Below are 8,621 nucleotides of genomic sequence, written 5' to 3' on the forward strand. Positions count from 1 at the left end.
TACACCCTCTGGTGTCATCGGGGATGAGCTGTAACACTTGAACCATGTATGGCAACGACTTCGCCGCCGAGGGGGACGCTCCCGGTGGTGACCTGCTCGGTCAGGTCGAGGCGGCCGAGGCGGCGCTGCGCGAGGCGGCGGCGCGCGGTCGGCGCGGTGCCCCGGAGCCCGGTGCGGACCTGGCGGCCTACTTCGCCGAGGTGATCGACGCGGACCAGAAGATCGAGCCGCGCGACTGGATGCCCGAGGCGTACCGGCGGACGCTGATCCGGCAGATCGCCCAGCACGCGCACTCCGAGATCATCGGCATGCAGCCCGAGGGGAACTGGATCAGCCGGGCCCCCTCGCTCAAGCGCAAGGCGATCCTGCTGGCCAAGGTGCAGGACGAGGCCGGCCACGGGCTCTACCTCTACGCGGCGGCGGAAACCCTCGGCATCACCCGGGACGAGTTGGTCGAGATGCTGCTCAACGGGCGGCAGAAGTACAGCTCGATCTTCAACTACCCGACGCTGACCTGGGCCGACGTCGGCGCCATCGGCTGGCTGGTGGACGGCGCCGCGATCGTCAACCAGGTGCCGCTGTGCCGCTGCTCGTACGGGCCGTACGCGCGGGCGATGATCCGGGTCTGCAAGGAGGAGTCGTTCCACCAGCGGCAGGGCTACGAGATCCTGCACACGCTGGCGCACGGCACCCCGGCGCAGAAGGCGATGGCCCAGGACGCCGTCGACCGCTGGTGGTACCCGTCACTGGCGATGTTCGGCCCGCCGGACGGCGACTCGACCCACTCCGCGCAGTCGATGGCCTGGAAGATCAAGCGCTTCTCCAACGACGAGCTGCGCCAGCGCTTCGTGGACATGTGCGTGCAGCAGGCCGAGATCCTCGGCCTCACCCTGCCCGACCCCGACCTGCGCTGGAACGACGAGCGCCAGGCCCACGACTACACCCAGCCGGACTACGACGAGCTGATGCGGGTGATCAAGGGCGAGGGCCCGTGCAACCGGCAGCGGATGGAACACCGCCGCCGCGCGCACACCGAGGGCGCCTGGGTACGTGAGGCCGCCGCGGCGTACGCCGCCAAGCGGGCGCAGCAGAGGGAGAAGGTGGCCGCATGAGCAAGGAATCCTCGCCGCTGTGGGAGGTGTTCGTCCGGGCCCGGCGCGGGCTGTCGCACACCCACGTCGGCAGCCTGCACGCCCCCGACGCCGAGCTGGCCCTGCACAACGCCCGCGACCTCTACACCCGCCGCCAGGAGGGGGTGTCGATCTGGGTGGTGCCGGCGAGCGCCATCACCGCGTCCAGCCCCGACGAGAAGGACGCCTTCTTCGACCCGGCCGCCGACAAGGTCTACCGCCACCCCACCTTCTACGAGGTGCCGGACGGGGTGGCACACCTGTGAACGGCCCCTTCGACTTCACCCTCGCGCTCGCCGACGACGCGCTGGTCGCCGCGCAGCGGCTCGGCGAGTGGGCCACCCGTGCGCCGGAGATGGAGGAGGACATCGCGCTGGCCAACATCGCCCTCGACCAGCTCGGCGCGGCCCGCCTGCTGCTGTCGTACGCGGGCGAGCTGGAGGGCGCCGGCCGGGACGAGGACGCGCTGGCGTACCTGCGCGACGACCGCGAGTTCCGCAACTGCCTGCTGGTGGAGCTGCCCAACGGCGACTTCGCGGTGACCATGGTGAAGCTGCTGCTGCTCTCGGCGTACCAGCTGCCGCTCTACACCGCGCTGGCCGGGTGCGCCGACGAGCGGCTGGCCGCGATCGGCGCCAAGGCGCGCAAGGAGTCCGCCTACCACCTGGACCACAGCTCGCTGTGGGTGAAGCGGCTCGGCGACGGCACCGAGGAGTCGCACCGCCGGGCCCAGGCCGCGCTGGACCAGCTCTGGCCGTACCACCACGAGCTGTTCACGGCAGACCCGGCGGCGCCGGTCGACCCGGCCACCCTGCGGGCCGACTTCGACGCCACCGTGTCCGCCGTGCTCGACGAGGCGACGCTGACCCGCCCGGAGAGCGGCTGGGCCCCGGCCGGCGGGCGTGCCGGCGTGCACACCGAGCACCTGTCGTACCTGCTCGCCGAGATGCAGGTGCTGCACCGCGCCCACCCGGGGGCGAAATGGTGAGTGCGCGGGACGCCGTGGCGGCGGTGGTGGACCCGGAGATCCGGGTCATCACCATCGACGAGCTCGGCATCCTGCGGGCGGTCGACGAGGACCCGGCCACCGGCCGGGTCGTCGTGACCATCACCCCCACCTACACCGGCTGCCCCGCGATGGACGTGATCCGCGCGGACATCCGCCGGGCGCTGGCCGCCACCGGTCACCCGGACGCCGAGGTGCGCACGGTCTACAGCCCGGCCTGGAGCACCGACTGGATCTCCGACAGCGGGCGGGCCAAGCTGGCCGCCGCCGGCATCGCCCCGCCCGCCCCGGCCCGGACCGCGACCGTGGTGCCGCTGACCCTGGCCGTCCGCTGCCCGCGCTGCGGCTCCCCGGAGACCGAGCAAGTCAGCCGCTTCGGCTCCACCGCGTGCAAGGCCCTCTGGCGCTGCCGCGCCTGCTCCGAACCCTTCGACCACCTGAAGGCGCTGTGACTGTCACCATCACCCGACCCGTCCGCCGCCGGCCGGCCTTCCACCCGCTGGCCGTCGCCGCCGTCGACCGGCTCACCGACGACGCCGTGGCGATCACCTTCGCCGTGCCCGAGGAGCTGCGGGAGACCTTCGCGTTCTCCGCCGGCCAGCACCTCACCGTGCGCCGCGCGGGCGCGGACGGCGCGGAGGTGCGGCGGTCGTACTCGATCTGCTCGACTCCGGACGAGCTGGCGCGGCACGGCCGGCTGCGGATCGGCGTGCGGGAGATCCCCGGCGGCGCGTTCTCCGCGTTCGCCTGCGGGGCGCTGCGCGGCGGCGACACCGTCGAGGTGCTGCCCCCGCTGGGGCACTTCACCACGGCGTTCGCGCCGGAGCGGGTCCGGCACTACGGCGCGGTCGTCGCCGGTTCCGGCATCACCCCGGTGCTCTCGCTGGTCGCGACCGCGCTGGCCGTCGAGCCGGCCAGCACCTTCACCCTGGTGTACGGCAACCGCACGGCCAACACCGTGATGTTCGCCGAGGAACTGGCCGACCTGAAGGACCGCTACCCGACCCGGCTGCACCTGGTGCACGTGCTCTCCCGGGAGCAGGGCGAGTCGCCGCTGCTGTCGGGGCGGATCGACGCCGAGCGGCTGGGCCGGCTGCTGGAGACCATCGTGCCGGGCGATGCCATCGAGGAGTGGTTCCTCTGCGGCCCGTACGGCATGGTGGTGCCGGCCCGGGAGCTGCTGACCGGGCGCGGCCTGCCGGAGTCGGCGGTGCACACCGAGCTGTTCCACGTCGACGCCCCGCCGGAGCCGGTGCGCCGGCCCGGTGACGAACCCGGCGCCGGGGCGGAGGTGACCATCCTGCTCGACGGGCGGTCGTCGAGCTTCACCATGGGGCGCGACGAGCGGGTGCTGGACGCGGCGCTCAAGGTCCGCGGCGAGCTGCCGTACGCCTGCAAGGGCGGCGTCTGTTCCACCTGCAGGGCGAAGGTCGTCGACGGGGCGGTGACGATGGCCCGCAACTACGCCCTGGAGCCCGACGAGGTGGCCGCCGGGTACGTCCTGACCTGCCAGTCCAGCCCGACCACCGATCGGCTCACGGTCGATTACGACGCCTGACCGATGCCGGTTTCCGCCGGGTAAACGATCGATGACAGCAACTGAGCTGAGCCCGCTTCGCGTGCCATGATGGGCCATGGCCCGCCCGCCCGGATCGACCGTCGTCGCGGTGGCCCTGGTCGTGGTAGCCACCGTGCTGGCCGTGCTGGTCGTGGTCAACCTGCCGACCGGTGTGAGCTTGCGCCCGGCGCCGACCTCCTGCTCGCCCAGCGGGCCGACCGGCTGGGCGTCCGCGAGCCCGGCGAGCTGGCCGTCGTGGGCCCCGGCGCCGACCACGAGGTGCGACGGTGCCTGGAGGCCGACAGCTGGGACGGGACAATCGACGGCGTGCACGAGCTGGCGGCCGGGACGGACGTCTGCGGACGGACCGCGGACGGCCGCTGCGCGATGCTCACCGTCGAGAGCCCACCGGACGTCGTGACGCGCGTCCTCACCTTCCGTTACACGCTGTGGGAACGCCGGTGAGCCCAGCGGGTGACGCCCGGTCCCGGGTTGTGGGGCGGGGGTCACCGGTGGCGGTGCCCGGTGCGGTGCCGCCGGGGGCCGACGTAGGCTCGGGGGCGTGACGGTGAGCCGGGAGATCGACGACATCCTGCAGCGCGGCGCGGACGGCGGGCGGATCACGCCCGAGGAGGCCCTGCTGCTCTACACCGAGGCGCCCTTCCACGCGCTGGGCGAGGCGGCGGACGCGGTACGCCGCCGGCGCTACCCCGACAACATCGTCACGTACCTGATCGACCGCAACATCAACTACACCAACGTCTGCGTGACGGCGTGCAAGTTCTGCGCGTTCTACCGGGCCCCCAAGCACAAGGAGGGCTGGACCCACCCGACCGAGGAGATCCTGCGCCGGTGCGGCGAGGCGGTCGAGCTGGGCGCCACCCAGGTGATGCTCCAGGGCGGCCACCACCCCGACTACGGCGTCGAGTACTACGAGGAGCTCTTCTCCTCGGTCAAGCAGGCGTACCCGCAGCTCGCCATCCACTCGATCGGGCCGAGCGAGATCCTGCACATGGCCAAGGTCTCCGGCGTGAGCCTGGACGAGGCCATCGCCCGGATCAAGGCGGCCGGGCTGGACTCGATCGCCGGCGCCGGCGCCGAGATGCTGCCCGACCGGCCGCGCAAGGCCATCGCCCCGCTCAAGGAGTCCGGCGCGCGCTGGCTGGAGGTCATGGAGCTGGCCCACCGCCAGGGCATCGAGTCGACCGCGACGATGATGATGGGCACCGGCGAGACCAACGCCGAGCGGATCGAGCACCTGCGGATGATCCGTGACGTGCAGGACCGCACCCAGGGCTTCCGGGCGTTCATCCCGTGGACGTACCAGCCGGAGAACAACCACCTCAAGGGCCGCACCCAGGCGACCACGCTGGAGTACCTGCGGCTGGTCGCGGTGGCCCGGCTCTTCTTCGAGACCGTGCCGCACCTGCAGGCGTCCTGGCTGACCACCGGCAAGGACGTCGGCCAGCTCTCGCTGCACATGGGCGTGGACGACCTGGGCTCGATCATGCTGGAGGAGAACGTCATCTCCTCGGCCGGCGCGCGGCACCGCTCCAACCTGCACGAGCTGATCGCCATGATCCGCTCGGCGGGCCGAATCCCCGCGCAGCGCGACACCCTCTACCACCGCCTCGCGGTGCACCACACCCCGGCCGACGACCCGACCGACGAGCGGGTGGTCTCGCACTTCTCCTCGATCGCCATGCCCGGCGGCGGCGCCGGTAAGTCGCTGCCGCTGGTCGACGCCCGCTGACGGGCGGCGACCGGAGCCGACAACACCGGGGCACGGAAGACGCCGGTCAGGGGAGCGGGGATCGGCGGCGGTCGGGATGGTGACCGGACGGCGCAGGGGACAGCGCGGCGGATGATCCGCCGCTAGCCTGCGGCGTACCTGTCGTCCTTTCCCACGGGGGGAACCCTTCCATGATCTTCCGTAACCGGCCGTTGGCGCGGCTGGGCGCCGCCGCGCTGCTCGCCTCCGGCGCGTTCACCGTCCTCGGCACTCCGGCGTACGCCGACAACCCGGCCACCGACCTGTCGCTGGACGTCGTGGGCACCCGCGTCGCGGCGGGCACCCCGGGCAAGATCGCCTTCGCCAAGCTCTCCAACAAGGGCGAGAACACCCCGACCGACGTCGTGCTCGCCGTCGATGTGTCCAAGCTGGACTCCACCAAGGTGGACGTCATACCTCTGCTTGAACAGTGCGAGGAAATCACCGTCGAGGGGCGGCGCACGTGGGCGTGCGCGCTGACCAAGGAGGAGATTCCGACGCCGGGTGCGACCCTCGAGCTGCCGGCGCTCGCGTTCAAGGACACCGACGCGGTGACCGGCGAATACTCGGCGCCCGTCACCTTCCAGATCCAGTCGGAGAACGACACCGACACCGCGAACAACTCCCGGACCACCCAGGTGGAGTTCACCACCGAGAACGGCGTCGACCTGCTGGTGCTGGCGCCGGACGTCCGTACCCAGGTCTTCTGGCGAGCCAACGGCGAGCCGGACGTGAAGAAGCCGACCCTGAACCCGGGCGACGAGACGACCGTGTTCGCGCTCATCGTCAACCAGGGCGACATGATCGCCGACGGGGTCGACCTGAAGATGTCCCTGCCCAAGGGCGTCACCTTCAGCCAGGACCTGAAGGAGTGCGAGTACACCGCCGACCGGCGTACCGCCGACTGCAGGAGTGGCCTCACCCAGCTCAATCCCGGCGCCGACCTGTACGGCGTCTTCCCGGTGAAGGTGGCGGCCGACGTCGATGCTCCGGTCAGCCTGACCGGCGGCGCCGTCGAGGTCAGCTCGCGGGGCGCCCTGCCGGCCACCGAGCGGAGCCTGGCCAACACCCCCAGCGAGCTGGCCTCGTTCCTCACCACGACCGCGCCGGCCGGGCTGGCCAAGGACGTGGACCCGAGCGACAACAGCGACAACTTCGCCGTGATCGTGGCCGCCCCGGCCGGCGGCGAGGGTGGCGGCGGTGGCCTGCCGGTGACCGGTCCGCAGGCCGGCCTGATCGGTGGCGTCGGTGCCGCGGTGCTGGCCGCCGGTGGCGCGCTGTTCGTGCTGGCGCGTCGTCGCCGGGTGGTCCTGGTGACCCCGGGCGACGAGAAGCCGACCGCCTGACCGGCGGGAGTGGATCGACCGGCCGCGACGAGGCCGGTGGACGTGGGGTGGGACGGATCGCCGTCCCACCCCGCGCCGCGTCACGGGTCCGTCCCGCCGACCGACCGGAAGTCGTGCACGGGACGGGTGACCGGTCCGCCCCACCGTCGTTCCGGTCCGGATTGGCCCGTCATCGCCCCGGGTGGACGCCCGGTCGACAGGCCGTGAGCAGCGACGTTGCACCGCTGATCATCCGAACGGGCCGTGGTTCGCTGACAAAGATCGAAAGTCGCGTTGCCCGTTCGGCTGATGAACCGACTCTCGCCGGCATAGCAAGAACCATCAATCCGGACAATCCTTAAGTGACTCTTAGCCAGGCAGGTGACAAAGGTTCGGCGTGGGGGGGTGGCGACGGTCATCGTGCCCCGCTAGCGTGCGCGCTCGTACCTTTCCTTCACCCCACGGGGGGCACTTTCCATGATCTTCCGCAACCGCGCGGCCGCGTTCGCGGCCGCGGGTGCCGCCGGCGTGATCGCCGCGGGCGCCTTCGCGGCCCCGGCGTTCGCCGCCACCTCCGCCGACCTGGCGATCAAGGCGAGCGGCACCACGATCGCGGTGGGCGCGCCGGGCAAGAACGCGACCGTCTCGCTGATCAACAAGAGCGACGTGGACGCCAAGGGCATCCTGGTCGGGCTCGACATCAGCAAGCTGGACACCAAGCTCGTCGACATCGACGAGAGTGGCTGCAACCGTCGCGAGGACGGCATCATCCTCTGTGGCATCGAGGGTGACACCATCCCCGCCGGCGCGGACATCGACTGGGCCTTCCCGCTGTCCCGCACGCTGGAGGGCCTCCCCGGTGACGGGGGCGGCGAAGGCGGCACCGGAACCGGCCCGGCCGGCTCGATCACGGCGTTCATCCTGCACGAGGGTGAGGACCCGGACGAGTCCAACAACGAGGTCACCGTGGACGTCAAGGTCGAGGGCACCGGCCCGGACCTCGCCGTCTTCGCGCCGGACGTTGACCAGGCGGCCACCGTCGTGAACGGCAACATCAAGTTCAGCGGTGCGCTGAACCCGGGCGGCAAGTCCGGTGTCTACTACCGGATCGAGAACCACGGCGACGCCGCGGCCGCCGGCCTCAAGATCAGCGTCAAGCTCCCCAAGGGCGTGACGTTCACCGAGGCCGAGGAGGACTGCGAGTACAACGCCTCGAAGACCTCGCTCGTCTGCAACTACGAGAACTTCGGCCTGATCCCGGCCAAGGACGACACGAACGCGAACGACAAGGTCTTCTCCGGCTACGGCTTCTTCAACCTCATCACCGTCGGTGAGAACGTCAAGTCCGGCAGCCTGACCGGCGGTACCGTCACCGTGGAGTCGCTGGCCGCTGCCACCACGCCGAGCATCGCCAAGGAGGCGGCCCCGGCGCTGCCGAAGAACATCGCCGGTGTCCAGGCCAAGGATGTCGACGCGACCGACAACAGCGACGACTTCGCGGTCGTCGTGGCCAAGACCACCGGTGGTGGCGGCGGCGGTGGTCTGCCGGTGACCGGTCCGCAGGCCGGTCTGATCGGTGGCATCGGCGTGGCGGTGCTGGCCGCGGGTGGGGCGATGTTCGTGATGGCGCGGCGTCGCCGGGTGGTCCTGGTGATCCCGGGCGACGAGAAGCCGACCGCCTGACGGTGGAGTTGGCCCCGACGGGCCGGCAGTGGTGGACGTGGGGGGGGGGGGGGGGGCCGCCCCCCCCCCCCCCCCCCCCCCCCCCCGCCCCCCCCGGGCCCCCCCCCCCCCCCCGCGCCCGGGGGGGGGGGGGCCCCACCGGCCCCCC

General features: G+C 71.9%; 9 protein-coding genes. All 9 read left to right on the plus strand.

Features of this window, described 5'->3' with window-relative positions; translation table 11 throughout:
• Positions 1-44 precede the first annotated feature (44 nt).
• The 9 genes from paaA to M2302_RS23205 all read left to right on the plus strand — a co-directional run bounded on the left by paaA (position 45) and on the right by M2302_RS23205 (position 8,473).
• Positions 45-1,112, plus strand: coding sequence for a 1,2-phenylacetyl-CoA epoxidase subunit PaaA (gene paaA / locus M2302_RS23165; RefSeq protein ID WP_280839945.1), 1,068 nt, complete (start codon positions 45-47; stop codon positions 1,110-1,112).
• On the plus strand, positions 1,109-1,396 hold the full coding sequence (gene paaB, locus M2302_RS23170; protein ID WP_210774440.1) for a 1,2-phenylacetyl-CoA epoxidase subunit PaaB: 288 nt from the start codon (positions 1,109-1,111) through the stop codon (positions 1,394-1,396). The genes paaA and paaB overlap by 4 nt, the downstream gene beginning before the upstream one ends.
• Positions 1,393-2,118, plus strand: coding sequence for a 1,2-phenylacetyl-CoA epoxidase subunit PaaC (gene paaC, locus M2302_RS23175; protein ID WP_280839946.1), 726 nt, complete (start codon positions 1,393-1,395; stop codon positions 2,116-2,118). The genes paaB and paaC overlap by 4 nt, the downstream gene beginning before the upstream one ends.
• A complete protein-coding gene (gene paaD / locus M2302_RS23180) occupies positions 2,112-2,588 on the plus strand; it encodes a 1,2-phenylacetyl-CoA epoxidase subunit PaaD (protein ID WP_280839947.1) in 477 nt (158 codons plus the stop codon). The genes paaC and paaD overlap by 7 nt, the downstream gene beginning before the upstream one ends.
• Positions 2,585-3,694 (plus strand): 1,2-phenylacetyl-CoA epoxidase subunit PaaE, encoded by a 1,110-nt coding sequence (gene paaE, locus M2302_RS23185; protein ID WP_280839948.1) that lies wholly within the window; start codon positions 2,585-2,587, stop codon positions 3,692-3,694. Before paaD ends, paaE begins: the two co-directional genes overlap by 4 nt.
• Positions 3,695-3,949: 255 nt before the next feature.
• Positions 3,950-4,159 carry a hypothetical protein gene (locus M2302_RS23190; RefSeq protein ID WP_280839949.1) on the plus strand — a complete coding sequence of 70 codons (210 nt, stop codon included), beginning with the start codon at positions 3,950-3,952 and terminating at the stop codon, positions 4,157-4,159.
• A 97-nt stretch (positions 4,160-4,256) separates the two neighbouring features.
• Positions 4,257-5,447 carry a cyclic dehypoxanthinyl futalosine synthase gene (gene mqnC, locus M2302_RS23195; protein ID WP_280839950.1) on the plus strand — a complete coding sequence of 397 codons (1,191 nt, stop codon included), beginning with the start codon at positions 4,257-4,259 and terminating at the stop codon, positions 5,445-5,447.
• A gap of 170 nt (positions 5,448-5,617) precedes the next feature.
• Positions 5,618-6,811 (plus strand): cell wall anchor protein, encoded by a 1,194-nt coding sequence (locus M2302_RS23200; RefSeq protein WP_280839951.1) that lies wholly within the window; start codon positions 5,618-5,620, stop codon positions 6,809-6,811.
• A gap of 456 nt (positions 6,812-7,267) precedes the next feature.
• The gene (locus tag M2302_RS23205; protein ID WP_280839952.1) at positions 7,268-8,473 is read left to right on the plus strand and encodes a hypothetical protein; all 1,206 of its coding nucleotides are present in this window, start codon (positions 7,268-7,270) and stop codon (positions 8,471-8,473) included.
• Positions 8,474-8,621: the final 148 nt, after the last annotated feature.

Source organism: Micromonospora sp. A200, assembly GCF_029893845.1.
Taxonomy (GTDB): Bacteria; Actinomycetota; Actinomycetes; order Mycobacteriales; family Micromonosporaceae; genus Micromonospora; species Micromonospora purpureochromogenes.

Coding starts and splice junctions, on each gene's coding strand:
- paaA (WP_280839945.1), top strand. CDS start 45: ATGTATGGCAACGACTTCGCCGCCGAGGGGGACGCTCCCGGTGGTGAC.
- paaB (WP_210774440.1), top strand. CDS start 1,109: ATGAGCAAGGAATCCTCGCCGCTGTGGGAGGTGTTCGTCCGGGCCCGG.
- paaD (WP_280839947.1), top strand. CDS start 2,112: ATGGTGAGTGCGCGGGACGCCGTGGCGGCGGTGGTGGACCCGGAGATC.
- M2302_RS23200 (WP_280839951.1), top strand. CDS start 5,618: ATGATCTTCCGTAACCGGCCGTTGGCGCGGCTGGGCGCCGCCGCGCTG.
- M2302_RS23205 (WP_280839952.1), top strand. CDS start 7,268: ATGATCTTCCGCAACCGCGCGGCCGCGTTCGCGGCCGCGGGTGCCGCC.